Source organism: Arthrobacter arabinosi (assembly GCF_054511115.1).
This window is the reverse complement of sequence record NZ_JBTNDF010000001.1, coordinates 474396-493529: the sequence shown is the minus strand read 5'-3', so window position 1 is coordinate 493529 and position 19134 is coordinate 474396. Positions and strand designations below refer to the sequence as shown.

Here is a 19134-nt window from a genome sequence, read left to right as displayed (position 1 = left end):
GAACTGCGTGGCTCATGCTCCTTCCGGCCCTTGCCGTCTATATCGGCTTCGTCATCGCGCCGATGCTCATGGGCCTGCAGTACTCGTTCTACGACTGGAATGGGGTTGGGGCATCCACATTCGTCGGGCTCGAGAATTACACGCGCGTCCTCACGGACCCGGTCCTCCTGGCATCGATCCTCAACGCGTTCACCCTGATCATCTTCTTCACGATCATCCCGATCACCGTCGGTCTGATCCTTGCCAGCCTGATCAGATCCATGCGCCGGGGACCCGTGTCCTCCATCGCGCAGACCATCCTCTTCCTTCCGCAGATCGTGCCACTGGCTGCAGCGGGCATCGCGTGGGCATGGATGTACGCCGACACCGGAACGGTCAACCAATTCCTCGGAGCCATTGGTCTCGACGGGATCACGCGCTCCTGGTTGGCGGACTACGGGACGGCCCTGCCGGCGGTCGGGCTCATCGGATCCTGGGTGCTTACCGGCTTGTGCACCGTGCTCCTGCTGACCGGCATCGGCAAGATCGACGGGTCCCTCTACGAAGCAGTCCGCCTCGATGGAGCCGGGTGGTGGCGTGAATTCTTCACCGTCACACTGCCTGGGCTGCGGCAGGAGATCGCCGTCCTCGCGACGCTCACCATCATCGCCGCACTGAGCAGCTTCGACATCATCTACACCTCTACACAGGGCGGCCCCGGCCGAGCGACGCTCGTTCCTGGCATCTCCATCTTCCGCATCGGATTCACCCAGAGTGACGTCGGCCTGGCATCGGCTTTCGGCATGGTGCTGATGGTGCTCGTCCTCCTGGTGGTCCTGCCCATCCAAAGACTCTCGAAAGTGAACGACTGATGCGCACCAGCCGCACCGAGCTCCTCCTGGGCCGAGTCCTGCTTGCAGTGGCGTTGATCCTCACCCTGCTGCCCCTGATCAGCATGCTGTCCGCGGCACTGCAACCGGCCGACCGTAACCCGACCGGCCTCGTCTGGCCGACCGACCCGCAATGGGGCAACTTCATCACCGCCTTCGAGGTCGGGAACGTCTGGCGGCTCATGCAGTCCAGCGCGTTCATCGTGCTCGGTGTTGTACCAGCGTCCCTGCTCATCGCCACCCTCGCCGGCTACGCGCTAGGAGCCCTGGCTCCCAAGGGTGGGCGTGCGATCCTCATCTTCTTCGTCGCCGGGCTCACCATTCCCTTCGAAGCCCTGATCATCCCGCTCTACTACCAAGCACAGGCGATGGGCACCCTCAACACCCCGTGGGCCGTGATCTTCCCCCTGCTCGGACTATTCATGCCGTTCAGCGTCTTCTGGATGCGAGCCCACTTCATCAACGTGCCGCGCGAACTCTCCGAAGCCGCCCGCGTCGACGGTGCTTCCATCGCCCAGGAGTTCCGGCGCATCCAACTGCCACTGGCCGTTCCTGCATTGTCGGCCTTGGCGATCCTGCTGTTCCTGTGGACGTGGAATCAGTTCCTGCTCCCTGTGGTCCTGATTGCAGACCCGCTGGACAGGACGGTGGCTGGCGCTCTCACCTTCTTCCAAGGCCAGTACTCCTTGAGCATCCCGCTCCTGAACGCGGGAGCCCTGCTCATCATCACCCCAGCCATCGTGGTCTTCCTGATCTTCCAGCGCCAGTTCGTCCGCGCCCTCCTGCAGGGTGCCGTCAAAGGCTGACCCCCACTCATCCTCCTGCCACACCCCCGAGGGAACCCACCATGAGCTTCACCCTGACAGACCACTGGGTCTGGGACTTCTGGCACGCTGCCGACGGCGACACCCACCACCTGTTCTACCTCCACGCCCCGAAATCGCTCAGAGACCCGGAACTCCGCCACCGCAACGCACGCATCGGTCACGCCACCTCGACCGACCTCCACCACTGGGAGGACCACGGAGAAGTACTCCGACCCGGCGCACCAGACGACTTCGACGGCACTGCCACCTGGACCGGAAGCGTCGTGCGGGCCGACAACGGCCTGTGGAACATGTTCTACACCGGCTCCCGCTTCCTGTCCCCTCACACCATGACGAACGTGGAGACCGTCGGTCGGGCAGTCTCCCACGACCTGACGACATGGACGAAGTACCCGCTCGAGATATCTGCGGACCCCCGCTGGTACGAGACGCTCAGCGACCGCACATGGCATGAGGAAGCCTGGAGGGACCCCTGGATACACCGCGATGACCAGGGGCTCTGGCACATGCTCATCACAGCCCGGGCATCGACCGGTACCAGCCGCGACCGCGGCGTCATCGGTCACGCAACCTCTGACGACCTCGAACACTGGACAGTTCAACCCGCCCTCAGCACACCAGGAGCCGGATTCGCCCACCTGGAAGTCCTGCAACTGGTGACGATCGACAGCACACCGGTCCTGATCTTCTCCTGCGACACAGAACATCTGGCCGGAGAACGCGAGGAATCGGGATCCAGCGGCGGAATCTGGGCGGTGGCGCTCAACTCCAATGCCCTTCACGAACCTATCGACCTATCGTCAGCGACCAGACTGACGGACGAAGACCTCTATGCCGGCAGGGCGATACGGACACGAACCGGGCAATGGGTGCTACTCGCCTTCGAGAACACACATTCCGCCGGCACCTTCGTCAGCGGCATCTCGGACCCTATGCCCCTGCACTGGTCGCCCAAGGAAAACCTCGTGCTGTCCAAGACCCTCACCACCGTTGGAGCCGAACCATGACCATTGCACCAGTAGCCCTTGAAGGTTCGATCGACAGCCGCTTCAGCGCGCTACGGGAAACATTCAGCGACGCCTTCGACGGACGACCTCACATGGGCGCGGCCCTGGCCGTCCACTATCAAGGCGAACTTGTCGTCGATCTTTGGGGCGGGGTCGCCGATACACGAAACGCATCACCCTGGAAGCAGAACACGTCCTCCGTCATTTTCTCCTGCACCAAGGGCATCATGGCGATCCTCGTGGCACGACTCGTCGAAGCCGGCCGGCTCGACTACCACACCCCGCTGACAGACATCTGGTCCGAGTTCGCCGCCCATGGGAAAGGGCACATCACCGTCGGAGATGCCCTGTCCCACCGCGCGGGCGTGTCCGCGCCCCGGCGGTCCGTCAGTCTCGAGGAAGCGATGGACTGGCCGACGATGACGAGACTCCTGGCCGAGCAGGAGCCGCTCTGGGAGCCCGGTACCGGGTACGCCTATCACGCCCTGACCCACGGGTGGATCACTGGAGAGATCGTTCATCGCGTCACAGGACTCACGCCGGGGGAGTACCTCACCCAAACCTTGGCAGCTCCGCTTGCAGCTGAAGTGCACCTCGGGCTGCCTATCGAGCGCCAACAGAACGTCGCACACCTCGAGGCAGGACTGAGCCTCACATCGATGGTCCAGGCGCAGGTTCAAGCCTTCGATGAGAATCAGCCGGATTGGCCCGGACGGGCCATGACCCTAGGGGATGCGTTCCCGCAGGAGCTGGTGACTGCCGACCAGGGCTTCAACCGATCTGATGTCAGAGCAGCACAGTTCGCCGGTGCAGGCGCTATCGCCACCGCCCGCGGTCTGTCCGCAGTCTGGTCCTCCACCGTCGTCGATACTGCTGTGACCCGACGCCTCGATCCGGCGGTCCTCCACCGTGCCACCGATGTGCGGAGCGAGGGTGAACCTGTGTTCCCGGTCCCAGGTCCATGGCCCCGCTGGGGAGCAGGGTTCCAGCTCGATTCCGAAGCACGCCGCTATGTCTCCTCACGAGGTTTCGGTCATGACGGGGCCGGAGGACAGGTCGCCTTCGCCGAACCCGAACTGGGACTGAGCATGGCATTCATCACCAACTGGATGGAGGCCGGTGACGATGAGCGAGCCACGAACATCATCGACGCCCTGAGAGGAATAGTGAGCCGGTGAACCTGCGAGCCTCAGCGGCAGCCACACGCACATCTCCAATGAGTCAGCTCGACGAAGCGGCCGAACAGTCGGGCGTGTTCTCAGAGCCGTACGACCCCTTCTCAGCAGCCGAAGTATTCGCCGATAATCTACATTATGTCAGGTAATAGTCCCGAAGGGGTGGGAACCCCTCCTGGCCAGGACTCCCCCGACGCGATCCGGTCGAGCGCACCTGGGCTCCTCAACCGCCCATCCGCTCCCGCGTCGCACCGGAGGCCCATGCCGTTCACGGGACGACGATCCCGCGGCTCACAGGACGAAAGACCCTATCGTGCGCCGTCGCCGGTGGGCACGCTTCAGGCAGCAGGAGCGCCCTGATCGCAGTGAGTCCGAGGAGAAACCCCATGAGCACACCAGCTTCCCGCATCGTCGTCGGCGTCGATGGGTCCGAACAGTCCGTCGAGGCGCTGCGGTACGCCCAGCGGCTGGCGCCGGCATTCGACGCCACGATCCTGGCGGTCGCCGCGTGGGACTACCCGGCCGAATACCCGGGCTACGTGCCACTGGGCACCAGTGAATTCGCCGACGCGGCGAAGATCCACCTGAAGGATGCCATCGCCAAGGCTTTCGGAGAGACGATCCCTGACGGTCTCGAGACCACCGTGGTATTCGCCCACCCCGGCAAGGCACTCGTCCAGGCCTCGCGGGACGCCGCCCTGCTCGTCGTCGGCCGGCGGGGTCACGGCACCTTCCGCGGGTTGCTCCTGGGGTCCGTGAGCGCGGGGTGCGTCGCCCACGCCCACTGTCCCGTCCTCGTCGTCCACGCGGTGGCCGAAGGCCGGTCCGAAGGTGACGTGGCCGGGCACAAGGTGGCCGAGGACGCCGACGCCTGAGCCTTTCCTCGCCGCCCCCCGTCGTGACGGATACCAGCTCTCGTGGGCGCTGAACCCGCCGAGTTCGACATCATCCTTGCGGGCGGTGGGCTCGCCGGGCGAAGCCTCGCCTACTTCCTGAGCAGGCAACCCGCGCTGGACGATGCGAGAATACTCCTCGTCGACGACAGCCGCCGGTACCAGCACCGTTTCATCGTCTACTGGTACGACGGCGCCCTGCCGCTACCCCTGATCCCGGCAGCGAGCTACACGACGCTCGCCGTCGATACCGCGCTCGGCCTGCGCACCATGTCCCTCGATCGCCACACGCTGTCGTTGACGTCCTCGCAGAGGATCTTCCGCTGCCTGGACGAGGTGATCGACGCCGATCCGCGCATCACACGCCTCGAGGGCCGGGCCGCGAAGGTCCGCACCCACGCGAACCACGTGGTGGTAGTGCTCGCCGACGGGCGATCCTTCACCGCCGCACACTGCCTCGACAGCACGGCTCCGCCACCCGGGGTGACCCCTCCCCTGCTCATGACCGGGGAGATCCGGCGGATCAGGACCCCGCACGAATGCTTCGATCCGACAACAGCCACGTTCATGGACTTCCGGTCGGGCGACAGCCCGCCCGTCCGCTTCCACTGCCTCCTGCCCGTCTCGACCCGGGAGGCCCTCGTGGAGACCACGCGGATCGGGCCGGGCGACGCCACAGGCACCGGCTGGTCCTTCGAAGCGGCAACGTCGGAGTACCTGCGCAGCATCTGCGGGGTGACCGACTTCTCCACGCTCACCGTCCAGAGGGGCATCATCCCGCTCGGCCTGCGCCCCCAACCGTCGCGGGGACGCCATCTGTACGTCGGTGCAGCATCCGGGATCATCAAGGCCACGACCGGGTACGGCTTCACCAGGATCCTCCGGCAGGCCGAGCGCGTCGCCTCGTCGCTCGCCACGACCGGCTCGCCCTACAGCCCCCCGCCGTCCCGCCGGTTCCGTTTCTACGACAAGCCCGTCCTGAGGATGTGGGAGCGCGACCCGGAATCAGCGGTCCGCTTCATGAGGGCGGCGTTCACCTCTCTCGACGCTGATCTCATCCTCGACTTCCTCGACGAACGCACCACCCCCCTGCAGGAACGGGACCTCCTGGGGTCCATGCCCGTCCGCCTGCTCCTCCGGCCTCGCCTCTGGCTGTGACTCCGCGGCACCGAGGTGCGGCGGTTCCAGCGGCAATGGTGACGAAAGTCCCTAGAGGAAGGCCCCGTCCCGACGGACACTGGGACGCACCCCTTTCGTGAGTGGCCGTCGTGCGACGCCGGCGAGAAGCACACGGGAAGCATCACCCGGTCGGCGACCACGTCACGAGCAACCGAAGGAATGATTCATGAGCTCGATAGAGCACCCGAGCGCCTCACCCCTCTCAGGGACGCGCTCCGTCCACTTCGATTCCCCCACAGGCGAGGACACCTTCCGGCCCATCGGTCTCAAACCCACGGGATCCGACCTCAAACGCCTGATGGAGCGTCGCCGGGAAGCAGAGCGCAAACTCGCCCTGCACATCCAGAAGTACCGGGAGACGCATCCACTCCCCCCGAAGGAGTGCCCCTGACGCCCGCGCCCGTGCCGGGGTGAGGTCTGCTCCTCGCTCCGGCACCACTACGGAGGACCCGCCATGAGTTCGAGTTCGTCGAGCACCACTCCCCCGCCCGCTCGGACGCCCATGAGGGCCGGTCCCCTGGTCATGGTCCTGCTGGGCGCCCTGCTCGTCTCCATAGCAGGCGCCCTCGCCTTCGGGGGTGCCGTCGTCAGCGCCCTGGCCGGCCTCCAGCGTGACGGGCAGTTCCTGAACACCTCCACGGGGCGCTTCGAGTACGACTCCTACGCGCTGACCGCCACCAGACTGCAGGATGTCCGCACGGAAGACGGGTGGGGCGACCTCCCGGCCGGTGTCGCCACGGTGCAGCTGAAGGCCACAGGCGTGCCGAGCACCAAGGCCGTCTTCATCGGGGTCGCGAGACAGGCTGACGTGGATGCGTACCTGTCCTCCGTGCGGCACACGGAACTGACCGAGATCCGCACCGACCCCTTCCGCGGCGGGTACCGCGACGTCCCGGGCTCCTCCGTTCCGGCTCCGCCCACCGAACAGACGTTCTGGACCGCCTCCGCCTCGGGTCCCGGAACGCAGGTCATCTCCGTGGACATCCGCTCGGGGAGCTGGGCGGTGGTGGTGATGAACGCCGACGGGAGCGAGGCCGGCGTCGTCGAACTCCAGGCCGGCTTCCGGTCGAACCTCTTCGCGCCCGTCGGCATGACGCTGCTCCTTGTGGCGGGATTCCTGGTGCTGGTCGGGGTCCCACTCGTCCTCGTCGGGGCGAACGCCCTCGGAAAAGGCCTCGACCCGTCCCTGGCTGCCGACCGGGACCCGGACCGTGCACTGCCCCAGGAACCCCACCGCACTGCGTCGGGCGAGCCGGCACGCGACTTCCTGCCCTATCCGGCCCGACTCACGGGCTACCTGCAACCCCGGCTCTCGCGGTGGTTGTGGCTGGTGAAGTGGTTCCTCGTCATCCCGCATGTCGTGGTGCTGGGCCTGCTGTGGCTCGCGTGCTTCGTGTGCACCGTGGCCGCCGGCGTCGTCATCCTCTTCACCGGACGGTATCCGACGGGCCTGTTCGCGTTCGCCGTCGGTGTCTTCCGCTGGACGTGGCGGGTGCAGTTCTATGCGGCGGCGCTCGGGACGGACCTCTACCCGCCCTTCACCCTCGCCCGTGTCCCCGACTATCCGGCCGATTTCGACGTCCCCTATCCTTCCGGGCTCCACCGCGGCCTCGTCCTCGTGAAGTGGTGGCTGCTGGCCCTCCCTCACCTCCTGGTCATCGCGGCCCTGACGGGTGCCGCGACCACGACCGTGGTCGTCGCACCCGCCTCCGGCGACGTCATCAGGACCTCCGCGCCGTCACTGCTCGGCCTGCTGACGCTCATCGCCGGGTTCACGCTCCTGTTCGCGGCACGCTATCCGGCGCCGCTCTTCGCCCTGGTCATGGGGATCAACCGGTGGACGTACCGCGTCGCTGCCTATGTGTTCCTGCTCCGCGACGAGTACCCGCCGTTCCGCCTGGACCAGGGACCGGACGAGGCAGAGAGCCGTGCGCGCGTCGGCGGGAGCTGGCGGACCGCGGAGCCACACATACCTCCGGCTCCGCCCCGACCGCCCGGCACCTGACCGCCCGCGGAACGTCCCACCCACCGATCACGACGGAAAGGCGCACACGACCATGACCCCCACCAGGCCCCACGACATCATGGATCTCTCCCTCCTGCAGCGCGGCACGGAGGGGGTTGCGGTGCTGGGCCACAGCACCCCCGTGAGCGTGGAGATGCACGCGACACGCCGCGTCCGGGTGACCTCGGTCCAGTTCACGCTCGTCCACTCGCTGGAGCTCACGCAGACACGCGGCAACCAGTTCGGTGGAACGTACCGTGCCCCCGAACGCTCCTCGAGGGACATCGGAAGCACACTCGTGGGCACCGACATCACCCTGCGGGAGGGCGAGTCGTGCTCCGAGACGAGCCAGCTGCTGGTGCCGGCCGACGCGATCCCCACACTCCACGGGAAACTGGCGCTGTCCGGCTGGTCCGTGCGCGCCCGGGTGTCCTCCGACGGCAACGCGGACGTCGTCCGCGCCCATCCCCTGATCGTCCAGTCCGAGGGAGGGGCGGGCGCCGTCGACCCCGGCGTCCGCCCGACCGATGGGCGGCACTCCGCACAAGAGCTGCAGGTGTCGGAGCTGTCGACGCACACCGTGCATCCCGGGGCGGAGCTGTCCGGAGCCGTGGTGGTCGGCGAGTCCAAGGCCCGTACCGTCAGCATCAGCATCGTCATGCAGGAGGAGGTGATGTTCTGGGCCGGGCAACGCCCCCAGGAGGAGCGCTACCCGGGGAACTTCCTCGTCGAGGAGACGGTGATCGACCAGGTCCGCCTGCCCGCCCACGCAGGCACGGGTGCTGCGGTCCCCTTCACCCTGACCGCCGGCGCGGTCCCTGCTCCGACGGTCGTCTCCCCCCTCCTGCGGGTGCGCTGGTTCCTGCGGGCCACGCTCGAGGTGCCGTTCCGGCGGGACCCGGAAATCATCGTTCCCCTCGAGGCGAGCACCCGGCTCCGTTCGAGGGCCTGAGAGCTACCGCACGACGACGACGTTGCCGTCGGCGTGGTGCAGCACGGCATGCACGGTGGACCCGAGCCGGACCACCCAGCGCCGAGTGCCTCCCGGCACCGAGGACGACGCAGGCGGCGGACCGGGCCCGCTCCACGATGCAGCCCGGAACGGATGCAGCGAGAAGCAGGTCGGCCGCCACGATCACGGCCCGGTCGCTCTCGGGGGAACCGTCGACGGCGACCAGGACGGTGTCATGCGTGGGACGGGCATCCCTGACGACCATGAGGGGACAGGACGCGCTCGAGGCGAGACGCAGACTCACGGACCCGATCAGCAACCCGGCGAAGCCGCCGAGGCCGCGCGTCCCGAGGACGAGCAAGGACGCTTCAGTGGAGAGCGTGGTCAGGACACCGGTGGGGGCGCCGGTCACCGGCGCGGCGTGTGTCCCGGCTGCGAGGTGCCGCCGGCTCCGGCGGGGCCGGCAGTCATGCCGACGTGGTGAGGGGTTGCGCGGCGGCTTCGCCGTCGGGGGACTTCAGCGTGCCGTGGGCGATGACGACCGGGCAGGCGGAGCGCTCGGCGACGGCCGAACTCACGGAGCCGAGAAGGAGGCCCACGAATCCGCCGTGCCCCCGCGAACCGACGACGATCATCGACGCCGTCCGGCTCTGGTCGATGAGGACCTGGGCCGTGGGCCCCTGCAGGACCAGGCGTTCCACCGGGCATGGCGGCTCATCGCGGAACGCCGCCGACAGTGCGTGGTCGAGGGCCGTCTCGGCCAGCTCGTCAGGATTCCACGTGATCGGGGCGAACGTACCGAAGCCTATGGGGTACTGCCACACCGTCACCGCCCTGATGATGTCACCGGCGAGTGGGACGAGGCTGGCGGCGAGTTCCAGAGCGGCGATCGACTCCTCCGAGCCGTCGACGCCGACCACGATGACGCGGGGACTGCGGGGTGAGGGTGTGGTGTTCATTCCGGTCCGGCTCCTTCGCCACAGATGAAACGTGCGCCCCGACATCCTCCCCGTCCCCTCGTACCCCGGGTAGGGCCGAAGGACCCGCCCGATCTCGGGCCGTTGTGCCCTGACCTCGACCACCGTCCGGGGGGATGATGGAGCAGGAAACACGACGTCGGAGGTTTGAGATGGACTATCCCGCGACAGACGGGCATCCCCAGGAGGCCACGGTGTTCCTCCTCGACGACCACGAACTGGTCCGGCGTGGCCTGCGCGAGCTGCTGGAAGGCGAGGGGTTCTCCGTCATCGGCGAGTCCGGGTCGGCCGAGGAGGCGGCGCGGCGGATCCCCGCCCTCTCACCGGACGTCTCGATCCTCGATGCGAGGCTGCCCGACGGCACAGGGATCGAAGTGTGTCGGGATGTGCGTTCGATCGACCCCTCGCTGGCATGCGTGATCCTGACGAGTTACGACGACGACCAGGCATTGAGGGCGGCCGTGCTCGCCGGTGCCTCCGGGTACATCCTCAAGGAGATCCTGGGCTCGGACCTCGTGGACAAGGTCCGCCGGGCGGCGGCGGGTCAATCGTTGTTCGCAGCGGGCATGACGGAGCAGATCGTCTCAGGCCTGCATGACGCGCCGGTCGAGGATCCGCGGCTGACCGGCCTGACGAGCCAGGAGAAGAAGGTCCTGGCGCTCATCGGAGCAGGGCTGACCAACCGGGAGATCGGCGCGGAGCTGTTCCTGGCGGAGAAGACGGTGAAGAACTACGTGTCGTCCCTGCTGTCCAAGCTCGGCTTCCAGCGCCGCACCCAGGCGGCAGTATTCATCTCCCGTCCGGTGGGTTCGTCGTCTCCGTCGGCTTCAGAGGGATCCTGAGGTGGACCTGGGTCCCCCCGCCCGGCTTGCTGGTGATGGAGATCGAGCCGTCGCACAATTCGGCGCGGCGTTTCATGTTGGTCATGCCGCTGACGCGGGTCGGATTGTCGAACCCGCGTCCGTCGTCGACGATTCGCAGTTCCAGGTTCTCGCCGCCCGCTCGGAGCGTCACCGTGATGGTCTGCGCGTCGGCGTGGCGCAGCGCGTTGGACAGGCCCTCGAGCAGGACGGCCCGGACGTGGTCGGCACGCTCGTCGTCCAGCGCCGCGTCGAGCGGACCGGAGAGCTGGAGGACGGGGGCGAGGTCGTGGCCGTCGAAGGCATCCGCGACGAGCGAGAAGATCGTGGACGTGAAGGTCGGGATCGCCTGCGGAACCGTACGCAGCGAGTAGATGGTGTCGCGCAGCTCACGGATCGTCTCGTCCAGTTCCGTCGTCACCGCGGCGATCCGCGTCAGGGCCTCCGTGTCCGGGGTGTACTTGCGCAGGCTCTGGATGCTCAGCCCGGCTGCGAAGAGCCTCTGGATCACGAGGTCGTGCAGGTCGCGCGCGATCCGGTCCCGGTCGCCGAAGACCGCCTCCTGTTCCCGCTGGCGATGGACCCGCAGCAGTTCGAGGGCCAGGGACACATGGGACACGAAGGTGGTCATCATCTCGAAGTCGACGTCGGAGAACGGCGATCCGCCGGGTGACCGGCCGACGACGAGGAATCGGCGGTCGCCGTCGCCGGGCAGCCTGCTGCACAGTGCCGGCCCGATCATCCCGTCGGGGGCCCCGGGGAGGATCCGCACGAACTCGTCGGCGTCGAGGAGCACGGGTGACAGGGTGGTCGGGAGCCTGTCGAGCAGTGAGGCGTCGAGGCTCGGTCGGCCCAGCAGGGCGTCGACCTCGACACCGTCCACGGCCTCGCAGCCCACTCCCCGCTGGTTGCCGAAATCCCTGAGGACGGCCGCCAGCATGCTCTGCGAGGCGTTCAGTGCGTGGGTGACGAGGATGTCCAGGTCGTGATGGGACTCGTCCTGCTGACCGAGCAGTTCCCTCACCGCGTTCAGCCCGCCCTCGAGCCACCGGGTGCGTCGGTTCGCCTCGTCGAAGAGTCGCGAGTTCTCGATCGCGACCCCGGCGGCGGAGGCCAGCGCCACGACGAGCTGTTCGTCGGCGACGGAGAAGTCCGCGCCTCCGTTCTTCTCGGTCAGGTACAGGTTGCCGAAGACGCGGTCGTGGATCCGGATCGGTACCCCGAGGAACGACTTCATCGGAGGGTGGTTGGGCGGATAGCCGTAGGCGAGCGGATGCTCGCGCAGGTCGGACAGGCGGAGGGAATGCGGCACGGAGATCAGCAGGCCGAGGATTCCGTGCCCCGTCGGGAACTGGCCGATCCGCCGGATCTCGCCGTCCTCCAGGCCGACGGTGGTGAAGTGCCCGAGGGTGTGGTCCGGGCCGATGACGCCCAGGGCGCCGTAGCGGGCGTCCACCAGTTGGCAGGCTGCCGAGATGACGCGTTCCAGGACGGTATCGAGCCCGAGATCGTCCGCGATCGCGGCGAAGGCGGCGAGGAGGTCCTCCATCCCCGCGAGCGCCGTCGTCCGTGGAGGTGCTTCGAGGGGGAAATCGTCGGAATAGGTGACCACGTGCCGCACTCCGTACTGTCGACGTGACGTCCCGCCCCCCGGGGTATCACGATCGTCCGTCATGACGAGACCTCGCCCCGGTGCCGGAAGAAAGGGTCCGAGGGCCCTATCCGGCCCGTGGGCCGCTTCGTAGTGTCGATCTATGGAAGCCGAGAATACACCTACGGAAATCCTTCCCGCCCACGAATGCTGGAAATTGCTCCGGAATGCTCCCTTCGGGCGCCTCGCCCTGTGTATCCAGGGGGTACCGGCCATCTTCCCGGTCAACTTCGTCGTGGAACACGGCACGATCGTCTTCCGGACCTCGGAGGGGACGAAGTCGCGATTCTCGGAGGAGGCGGCGGTCGCCTTCGAGACGGACGGCTTCCTCGACGGCGGTGCGCTGGTGTGGAGCGTGATCGTCAGCGGACACGCTGCGACCATCAGCCAGACGAGCGAACTGCTGGACACCGTCCACCTGCCGTTGCATCCGTGGGAGATGGGCCGCAAGGACCGGTTCATGCGGCTGGTGCCGGAGACGATCAGCGGTCGTTCCTTCGCTCCTCTGCATGCGTCGCACGTCCCTCAGGCGGCTCGAGCTCACGACGAGTGAGCACGAGGGTCGGGCACGGCGGCTCGAGCAGCAGCGTGTGCGTCACCGATCCGAGGGACATCGCCGATCGCGCGCCGCTCCCGTGGCGCCCGATCACCAGCAGGTCCGACCCGGCGGCATAGAGCGCGAGCGCCTCGACGGGGGCGTGCAGGTCATCGGCGATCCAGCTCACCAGAAGGCTCGGGTAGCGCGTACGCACGGCCAGGAGCATGGAGGACGCGCCGATGGCCATCCGTTGCGGTGACGAACCCAGTGCGGTCACCACGGTCAGGGCCATTGACCCTGCGTTCGCTTCTGCTGCTGCCCTCAGGAGGGCGGCCCGGGACATGTCCGAGCCATCGACGCCGACGACCACTCCCCCTCTGGCCTGGCCGGACGCCGTCTGGTAGCCGTACCCCGGCGGGACGACGGCGACCGGCGTCGCGGAGTTGAGCGCCACCTGCAGCGCCACCGAACCCCTGAACTCCCCGCTGGCAGGATCCCTCCGATCCGCACCCACGACGATCATGGGCGCGGCGGCAGAGAGCCCCAGCAGCGCCTCGACCACGTCCCCGCAGTGGAGGTACGTGCTGACCCGCAACCCCGGATACCGGTGGGCCACCCTCGAGGCTTCACGGCTGACCATCACGCGGCCGGCGATCACTTCGTCACCGTACAGGCGGCCCGGCGGTACCAGGGACGGGTCCGGGATGGCATGCAGGACCGTGAGCGGCACATGGAGGGCCGCCGCACGGGTGGCCGCCCATTCCACCGCCGTCCGGTCCGCCGCGGGGTCACGCATGGCGACGAGCATCGGCTCCGAGTGCTCGAGCGAGGGTTCCGTTGCTGTCGCCTCGGGAAGGACAGTGGTCATGAGGCATCCTCACCGTGCTGATCGTGGTCGGGGACGACGACGGCTCGCTCCGGCGGTCGAACGGAGAACTGGCACGCAGGTCGTCCGCGAGTGTCCGGCGTCGTAGGGAACTGGCGTGACACTCCCACGATCACAGATCCCGGACCGGCTGATCAGGGCCTTTCGACCCTGATCAGCCGGTCCGGGCGTTTGTAGCGTCGACGGGGAGCACCCCTTCGTCCGGTTTTCACCGGGCGCGGTGCCGCGCCTGGACCATCACTACGGACGAAGGACGACACCGTGTCGACAGCACCACGCCAGGACTCCTACTGGGACATCCCCGGCGCCCTCCATGCCTCGGAGACCCTGACCCCCTCGCAGTGCTGGGCCCTGGCCACGACGCAGTCGCTCGGTCGCCTCGGCTTCTTCCACGAGGGGTTCCTCAACATCTTCCCGGTCAACTACTTCGTGCTCGACGAGCGCGTGTACTTCCGGACACGGGCGGACGGCAGCATCGCCGGCAGTCACCTCGAGCATGCGGCGTTCCAGGTCGATGCCACGGATCGGACCTCGCAGAGCGGCTGGACGATCCTGGCCAACGGGCCGGTCACCCGCGTCGAGGACCCGGACCTCCTGAAGACCCTGTGGGGCCGGCTCTCGGAGGAGCCGTGGGCCCCCGGCCTGCGCGACGTCTTCTACGAGCTGGCCCCCACCCGGATGCGTGGCCGCCGGCTGTCGACCGCCCGTTAGCCGCTGCTGATCATGCCCACGATCCGGATCGGTCACCAGCAGCCACCAGCGGCTCTCCCCGTCAGGGGGGCGGACGAGGAAGAACGCGTCCTGGACGGGAAGGCCATCCGTGAGCGGGCCCTCCACGGCGAGCGGCCCCGCGGGCTGACGCCGATCTGCCTGTCCTGCGGCAGGGACGACGCCCTCGTGTACACCACCTACTCGGAACAGGTGATCCTCCCCAACGGCCGCACCCGGCACGCCCGGATCACATACTGCTGCGCCCGCTGCGGACGAAGCCGCGACCACGAAGTGCCGGCGAGCTGGCGCCCCCCGGGCTGGTTCTGGTGCACCTGATCGAAGCGCTCCGCGGAGCGCTTAGATCACGCGGCTCGGCGCACCCCATGCTCACCATTGAACCCAGGGTGCACCTGTCCATCACCCGCACTACGATGCGGGAAGTACGACCCCCAGAGGGAAGGGTGCCGGAGCAACCCCCTGCGCCCGGAGGCGCGCTGCGATCGAGTGCGGTTGCAGATCCGCCCGGACCGCGTCCCCGGCTTGCGCCTCACTCAGGTCCAGGACCACGTTCGTGCCCGGCGCCAGGGTGGCCGCCCGCCGCACGACGAGGTCGAGGGCATGCAGATTCACGGCCGAGACGCAGCCGTGGACGAGGATCTGCACGATGTGCGCCTCGGCATCCGCGCTGACCAGGATCTTCAGTTTCCGGCTGGAGGCCGACGGGTGCATCGCCATGGCACGCCGCCGCATCGTCTCCTCCGAGTCCGCGCCGACCGCAGCGGTCCCCGTGGCAGAGGCCCCCCGGCGGTACGCGGTGCTCGCAGACCCGTGGGCCGCACCGCCGGAGGCGATCAGACGCCTCCTCATCGGTCCAGCATCTCGGCGTGGTCGTTCCGCCGGACGCTGCCCTGCCCTCCGGCGGCATACCCGCCCAGCTCCTGGGCCCGGCGGCGCGCCTTCAGGAACACGAGTTCCTCCCCCGAGAACCAGTACTCCCCGTGGGCATCCGCATCGAGGCTCTCACCGATGCTCGCTTCCACCCGGTTGACCAGGGTGCGCGGGAGGACCACGCATCCCGGGTTGCCGAGGACCCATTGCTGCACGGTCGGGTCGATCCTCGTCCAAATCGAACTGATGTTGGTCACTGTGCGAGCCTCTCGGATGGGTGTCTCACCTTGCACAGACATCACACGTGAGACGCATGCCGACTACTAGGGCCTAAAGTCACATCCGACGCCGTCCACTGCCCGGGTGCGGGCGGCGCGACGGCGGGAAACGGGACCTTGGACCCTGCAGGTGGGCCGGCACCCGGCGCACAGTGGACCCATGACGATGACTGTGGGCAACCATCCTGCCCGCGCCGGAGGAGGGCGCGGGGCAGGCGACCATGCATCACTCGAGCGCCTTCTGCACCACGCGGTCCGCCGGGCGGCCGACTGCGCCCGGCTCGACATCGCCGTGACGGACGGCATCGTGGTCCTCTCCGGAGTGGTCAGGCGTCGCGAGGACCGGTCACGGGCCGGCTTCGCCTGCTGGTGCCACCCGTCCATCCGCGCCGTCTACAACAACCTGACCGTCGAATCAGGTGCCTAGGCCGACGCGCAGGCTGCATCGCCGGGTCTCGCCGCGCCGGAAGGCGGCCTGTGGGAGAGGCAGAAGAACATGAGCACAGCTCCGAAGATCCTCCCGTGACCACCCTCGCCCGACGACCGCGCGACACAGCGACGTCTGCAGCAGCCGTACCGCCGAGGACCTCATTCCCGCGCCTGCCCCGACTCGTCGTCCTGACGTGCCTCGTCATCGTGGCGACGGTCCTCCTCGATGCTGCGGGGGCCGATACCGCAGCGCAGGTCTCTGCGACGTCCTATTCCCTGGCGGTCGCTCTCGTACAGGCCCACGGCATGGTCAGGGACATCAGGCAGGGCCACTGGGGCGTGGACCTCCTGGCGCTGATGGCCATCATCGCGACAGCCGCGACCGGGGAGTACTACGCAAGCATCGTCGTCGTGCTCATGATCGCGAGTGGCCAGGCGCTGGACGAGTTCGCATCCGCCCGCGCCCAGACGCAGCTGCGGGCGCTCCTCGAGCGGGCCCCCCGATCCGCCCACCGGATCGCGGAGAGCGACCGCGGACCGACCGCTTCCGACGGAGCGCCCGACGGCGGCCCCATCGAGGATGTACCGATCGACGAACTCCAGGTGGGCGACCTCGTGCTGGTGAGGCCCGCGGAGGTCGTCCCGGCCGACGGGACGCTGCTCTCGGGCTCCGCCACCCTCGACGAATCCATGCTCACGGGCGAGAGCCTGCCCGTCGACCACGTGCGCGGCGCCCACATCCTCAGCGGATCCCTCAACGGCGCGGACGCACTGACCCTGCGCACGACAGCCACACCGGCGCAGTCGCAGTACAGCCAGATCGTCGCGCTCGTCGAGGAAGCCTCCGCCAGCCGCTCGCCGACGGTCAGGCTCGCCGACCGGTTCGCGGTCCCCTTCACCGCCGTCGCGCTGGTCCTCGCCGCCCTGGCGTGGTTCGCGAGTTCCGATCCCACCCGGGCCGCCGCGGTCCTGGTCGCGGCCACGCCCTGCCCCCTGCTCATCGCCGCCCCCGTCGCGTTCCTCGGCGGCATCAGCAGGGCCGCCCGGGCGGGGATCATCATCAGGAGCACCCAGGCCCTGGAGCAGCTCGCCCGGGCCCGGAGCGTGGCCTTCGACAAGACCGGCACCCTGACCTCCGGCACGCCGCTGGTCGGCGCGATCCTGCTCTCGCCGACGGCCGGACCCCTCAGCGAGGGCGAGGTCCTGGCTCTTGCCGCATCCGCGGAGCAGTACTCCACGCATGTCCTGGCCGCCGCCATCACCGCCGAAGCCGCAGAGCGCGGGCTGACCCTCCATCCTGTGAGCGGGGCACAGGAGGTCGCCACCGACGGCGTGCGCGCGCAGGTCGCGGGGACGACGGTCACCGTCGGCAAACGCCGCTTCCTGGAAAGCCTCGTGGGGCGTGTCCCGGCCCCGCCCCTCTCGCCGGGTGAGACTGCCGTCTACGTGGGGGTCGGCGAGCGCTTCGCCGGGGTCATCATCCTGCGGGACGCCCTGCGCAGCGCAGCGCCCGCCACGGTCAGCTCGCTCGTCGCGCTCGGTGTGCGCGACGTGCTCATGCTCACCGGCGACGTCGAAGCCACTGCACGCCACATCGCGCGGGAGGCCGGAGTGTCCACCATCCACACCGACTGCCTTCCCTCCGACAAGGTGGAGATCGTCCGGACCCTCCCCGGACGCCCGGTGATCATGGTGGGCGACGGCGTCAACGACGCCCCGGTCCTCGCGGCCGCCGACGTCGGGATCGCCATGGGTGCGCGGGGGTCGACGGCGGCCAGCGAATCGGCGGAGGTCATCATCACCGTCGACGACCTCGCGAAAGTCACCGAGGCCGTGCTCATCGGGAAACGCACCCTGCGGATAGCGCTGCAGAGCATCGGGATCGGCATTGCGCTGAGCCTCCTGCTGATGGTGTGCGCAGCGCTGGGGCTCGTCCCCCCACTGGCCGGCGCCTTCGGGCAGGAGGGCATCGATCTGCTGACGATCCTCTACGCTCTGCGTGCGGCACGCTCACCCCGGTCCGAGGCCCCGCCGGCGCCCGTACCGCCCGCCTCCTCGCCGCCGTCCGGCTCTCCGACCGCAGGTACGCGAACCCAGTAGGGACATTGTTCCCTACTGCTGACGCTGACGGCGCCGCATCCTTGAGGGGTCAGACACCCAACGATTCGTCGAAGGAAAACGGTCATGTCCTCCTCCGCACTCAACCCCAAGCGTGCCCATGCCCATTCGGGCGTCGCGTCACGCACATTGGCCCTCGTTGCCGGGGGGCTGATGCTTCTGATCGGGGTACTCAGTCTCATCCCGGGAATCACCTCGAACTACAACACCCTGGCCTTCGCGAGCAACTCCTCCGCGTTGTTCCTCGGCATCTTCCAGACAAGCGTCCTGCTGAGTGTCCTCTACGCACTCGTGGGCGCCGCCGGCATCGTCCTGGCGCGGCAACCGGTCGAAGCACGCTACTACCTTCTCGGAGCAGGCGTCTTCTTCCTGGTGCTCTGGATCTACGGCCTCTTCGTGACTGCCGACGTCGCCGCCAACTTCCTGTCCATCAACGCAGCCACCAACTGGGCGAACCTGGTGCTCGGTATCGTGTTGGTGGTCGGCGGCGCGCTCGCCTCGACCGACGTCGAGGAGCACGCCGGGACGTAGTATCTCCGGCACCCGCACGATCGGCGTCTTCCACAGGGGGTCCCCGCCAACCACGGTTCGGCGGGGACCTTCTTCTGCCGTCCTTCCGGACCGTGCACGTTTCCGGAATGACCGCGCCGCATTCCGACGGTCACATTACTTCTTCTTCGCCGCCCGACGCTTTTTCGTGCCTATAGTAATTCCAGCTTCAAGAGATGCGGTCGCCAAGCTCCGACTGGGCCGCACACCAACCCCATGTTCCCGGGTGGTTCGGATGACGAAGCGGCCTCCGCCATGGCACTTTGTGCCGGTCCGGCGCAGGCAAGAGCACTGCGAAAGGCACTCACCGTGAGTTGTACGGCCCTCCCCTAGCACGAACCC

21 protein-coding genes, 1 pseudogene and 1 riboswitch are annotated in these 19134 nt (G+C 68.1%); of the genes and pseudogenes, 16 read left to right on the top strand and 6 right to left on the bottom strand.

Annotated features, from left to right (window positions below; all coding sequences use genetic code 11):
• The first annotated feature begins 14 nt into the window (after positions 1-14).
• From ACX80P_RS02375 to ACX80P_RS02335, 9 genes are all read left to right on the top strand, one after another.
• A complete protein-coding gene (locus ACX80P_RS02375; RefSeq protein WP_459276421.1) occupies positions 15-851 on the top strand; it encodes a carbohydrate ABC transporter permease in 837 nt (278 codons plus the stop codon).
• Positions 851-1675, top strand: a complete 825-nt coding sequence (locus ACX80P_RS02370) for a carbohydrate ABC transporter permease (RefSeq protein WP_459276420.1) — start codon at positions 851-853, stop codon at positions 1673-1675. The genes ACX80P_RS02375 and ACX80P_RS02370 overlap by 1 nt, the downstream gene beginning before the upstream one ends.
• A gap of 41 nt (positions 1676-1716) precedes the next feature.
• Complete coding sequence (locus ACX80P_RS02365) at positions 1717-2703, top strand: glycoside hydrolase family 68 protein (RefSeq protein WP_459276419.1); 987 nt, start codon at positions 1717-1719, stop codon at positions 2701-2703.
• Positions 2700-3881, top strand: a complete 1182-nt coding sequence (locus tag ACX80P_RS02360; protein ID WP_459276417.1) for a serine hydrolase domain-containing protein — start codon at positions 2700-2702, stop codon at positions 3879-3881. The genes ACX80P_RS02365 and ACX80P_RS02360 overlap by 4 nt, the downstream gene beginning before the upstream one ends.
• Before the next feature lie 383 nt (positions 3882-4264).
• Positions 4265-4753, top strand: coding sequence for a universal stress protein (locus tag ACX80P_RS02355; RefSeq protein WP_459276416.1), 489 nt, complete (start codon positions 4265-4267; stop codon positions 4751-4753).
• Positions 4754-4795: 42 nt separating this feature from the next.
• The gene (locus ACX80P_RS02350; protein ID WP_459276415.1) at positions 4796-5929 is read left to right on the top strand and encodes a lycopene cyclase family protein; all 1134 of its coding nucleotides are present in this window, start codon (positions 4796-4798) and stop codon (positions 5927-5929) included.
• A gap of 187 nt (positions 5930-6116) precedes the next feature.
• Complete coding sequence (locus tag ACX80P_RS02345; protein WP_459276414.1) at positions 6117-6341, top strand: hypothetical protein; 225 nt, start codon at positions 6117-6119, stop codon at positions 6339-6341.
• Positions 6342-6404: 63 nt separating this feature from the next.
• Positions 6405-7955: a DUF4389 domain-containing protein gene (locus ACX80P_RS02340; protein WP_459276413.1), complete on the top strand. Its 1551-nt coding sequence runs from the start codon at positions 6405-6407 to the stop codon at positions 7953-7955.
• Positions 7956-8007: 52 nt separating this feature from the next.
• Complete coding sequence (locus tag ACX80P_RS02335) at positions 8008-8907, top strand: hypothetical protein (RefSeq protein ID WP_459276412.1); 900 nt, start codon at positions 8008-8010, stop codon at positions 8905-8907.
• A 265-nt stretch (positions 8908-9172) separates the two neighbouring features.
• On the opposite strand, the pseudogene ACX80P_RS02330 reads toward ACX80P_RS02335, so the two are convergent.
• A pseudogene (locus tag ACX80P_RS02330) lies at positions 9173-9319 on the bottom strand (universal stress protein); the annotation flags it as partial.
• 55 nt (positions 9320-9374) lie between these two features.
• Entirely contained in the window at positions 9375-9866 is a 492-nt protein-coding gene (locus ACX80P_RS02325; protein WP_459276411.1) for a universal stress protein, read from the bottom strand.
• 170 nt (positions 9867-10036) lie between these two features.
• Between ACX80P_RS02325 and ACX80P_RS02320 the strand changes: the two genes are divergently transcribed.
• Positions 10037-10726 carry a response regulator gene (locus tag ACX80P_RS02320; protein WP_459276410.1) on the top strand — a complete coding sequence of 230 codons (690 nt, stop codon included), beginning with the start codon at positions 10037-10039 and terminating at the stop codon, positions 10724-10726.
• Here the strand turns inward: ACX80P_RS02320 and ACX80P_RS02315 are convergent.
• Positions 10674-12356 (bottom strand): GAF domain-containing sensor histidine kinase, encoded by a 1683-nt coding sequence (locus ACX80P_RS02315; protein ID WP_459276409.1) that lies wholly within the window; start codon positions 12354-12356, stop codon positions 10674-10676. The genes ACX80P_RS02320 and ACX80P_RS02315 overlap by 53 nt on opposite strands.
• A gap of 196 nt (positions 12357-12552) precedes the next feature.
• On the opposite strand from ACX80P_RS02315, the gene ACX80P_RS02310 reads away from it, so the two are divergent.
• A complete protein-coding gene (locus tag ACX80P_RS02310) occupies positions 12553-12948 on the top strand; it encodes a pyridoxamine 5'-phosphate oxidase family protein (RefSeq protein ID WP_459276408.1) in 396 nt (131 codons plus the stop codon).
• On the opposite strand, the gene ACX80P_RS02305 is transcribed toward ACX80P_RS02310, so the two are convergent.
• The gene (locus ACX80P_RS02305; RefSeq protein ID WP_459276407.1) at positions 12878-13801 is read right to left on the bottom strand and encodes a universal stress protein; all 924 of its coding nucleotides are present in this window, start codon (positions 13799-13801) and stop codon (positions 12878-12880) included. The genes ACX80P_RS02310 and ACX80P_RS02305 overlap by 71 nt on opposite strands.
• A 279-nt stretch (positions 13802-14080) precedes the next feature.
• Between ACX80P_RS02305 and ACX80P_RS02300 the strand changes: the two genes are divergently transcribed.
• Complete coding sequence (locus ACX80P_RS02300; protein WP_459276406.1) at positions 14081-14530, top strand: pyridoxamine 5'-phosphate oxidase family protein; 450 nt, start codon at positions 14081-14083, stop codon at positions 14528-14530.
• Positions 14531-14542: 12 nt separating this feature from the next.
• Complete coding sequence (locus ACX80P_RS02295) at positions 14543-14866, top strand: hypothetical protein (protein WP_459276405.1); 324 nt, start codon at positions 14543-14545, stop codon at positions 14864-14866.
• A gap of 90 nt (positions 14867-14956) precedes the next feature.
• Here the strand turns inward: ACX80P_RS02295 and ACX80P_RS02290 are convergent, their stop codons facing one another.
• Positions 14957-15397, bottom strand: a complete 441-nt coding sequence (locus ACX80P_RS02290; protein WP_459276404.1) for a hypothetical protein — start codon at positions 15395-15397, stop codon at positions 14957-14959.
• Positions 15394-15675 carry a hypothetical protein gene (locus tag ACX80P_RS02285; protein WP_459276403.1) on the bottom strand — a complete coding sequence of 94 codons (282 nt, stop codon included), beginning with the start codon at positions 15673-15675 and terminating at the stop codon, positions 15394-15396. Before ACX80P_RS02285 ends, ACX80P_RS02290 begins: the two co-directional genes overlap by 4 nt.
• A 181-nt stretch (positions 15676-15856) precedes the next feature.
• On the opposite strand from ACX80P_RS02285, the gene ACX80P_RS02280 reads away from it, so the two are divergent.
• The 3 genes from ACX80P_RS02280 (at position 15857) to ACX80P_RS02270 (ending at position 18774) form a co-directional block, all read left to right on the top strand.
• Positions 15857-16123: a BON domain-containing protein gene (locus ACX80P_RS02280; RefSeq protein WP_459276402.1), complete on the top strand. Its 267-nt coding sequence runs from the start codon at positions 15857-15859 to the stop codon at positions 16121-16123.
• A gap of 95 nt (positions 16124-16218) precedes the next feature.
• Entirely contained in the window at positions 16219-18225 is a 2007-nt protein-coding gene (locus ACX80P_RS02275) for a heavy metal translocating P-type ATPase (protein WP_459276401.1), read from the top strand.
• Between the two features lie 84 nt (positions 18226-18309).
• Entirely contained in the window at positions 18310-18774 is a 465-nt protein-coding gene (locus ACX80P_RS02270; RefSeq protein ID WP_459276400.1) for a DUF4383 domain-containing protein, read from the top strand.
• A 185-nt stretch (positions 18775-18959) separates the two neighbouring features.
• A riboswitch (SAM riboswitch) is annotated at positions 18960-19087 on the top strand.
• Positions 19088-19134: the final 47 nt, after the last annotated feature.